Annotated in this window: 1 protein-coding gene; it reads left to right on the top strand. The window is 61.9% G+C overall.

What is annotated here, in order from left to right; all coding sequences use genetic code 11:
- On the top strand, positions 1–1,068 hold a 1,068-nt coding region (locus DM374_RS32545), incomplete at both ends, for an RCC1 domain-containing protein (RefSeq protein ID WP_404821410.1).

The raw sequence follows: 1,068 nt of genomic DNA, 5'->3' as shown, positions 1-1,068 counted from the left end.
GTGGTTAAAACTGTATGTGCGCTCCTCCAGTGACGCGGTACTGCTCAACCCGGCCAATATCATCGGTAATGGTGCCGACCACGCACTCGTCGGTGTGGCAGCGTTTATCGCCATGCGTGATGAGGTGACGGTGGGGACTGAAAAGGAAGTCGATATGGTCGGTTGGGGGCACGCGCTCTATGGTGGGGATCTGTCCCCGACCTTGAGGGCTATCAAGGATGTCGTCGAGGTCTCCTGTACCGGTAGCGCCTATGCGGCGCGTCGACGTGACGGCAGTGTGGTGTGCTGGGGGACTGCCGGTGGTGTCATGCCGCCTGACGAGAGTGGGGATTACATTCAGGTCAGAAGCACTTACGGCGCATTCGTCGGGCAGAAACGTGACGGACGGCTTTTTGCTTGGGGCACGGAGGGCTATGGCGTTCCGGTGCCGGCGGAGGTCGAGAAGCACAAGGATTATGTGGAACTATACGGTACGGTCTCGGCCTTCGCGGCGCGGCGTGCCACCGGGCATATCGTGGCGTGGGGCAATTTACACCACGGCGGGGTGCTGCTGCCCGGGCAGGAAGACATGAGCGATATCGTTCAAGTCATCGGCAATTACGGAGCCTTTGCCGCGTTGCGTGACGGTGGTGGCTCGGAGAGCGTGATTGCGTGGGGCAGCCCTACCTACGGTGGTACGGTGCCAGCGGAAATTGCCATGCTGACCAACGTCAAGGCGTTGGGGGCTACCACTGTGCAAGCGTTCAGCATCTTGCTGGAGACCAACGCGGTGCGTGCCTGGGGCGCGGAAACGCACGGCGGCAAGGTGCCGGAAAGTATCCAGAGCTTGACCAATGTGGTGGAGGTCACCAGCACCGGGCATGCATTCTGTGCCCGTCTGAGCAGTGGGAACGTTGTCGCGTGGGGCCATCCGGACAATGGCGGGACGGTTCCCCGCGAGATCGCCATGTTGTCGACCATCGTCCAGGTGGTGGGCAGTTCCTGGAGTTTCGCTGCGTTGTGCCGGGATGGCTCGGTGGTTGCTTGGGGGCACCCGGCTACGGGCGGCGATATTTCCACCGTCGCAGC

This window comes from Pseudomonas huaxiensis (genome assembly GCF_003231275.1).
Taxonomy (GTDB): domain Bacteria; phylum Pseudomonadota; class Gammaproteobacteria; order Pseudomonadales; family Pseudomonadaceae; genus Aquipseudomonas; species Aquipseudomonas huaxiensis.
The sequence above is the reverse complement of the archived record's forward strand: the minus strand, read 5'-3'. Positions and strand labels throughout refer to the sequence as shown.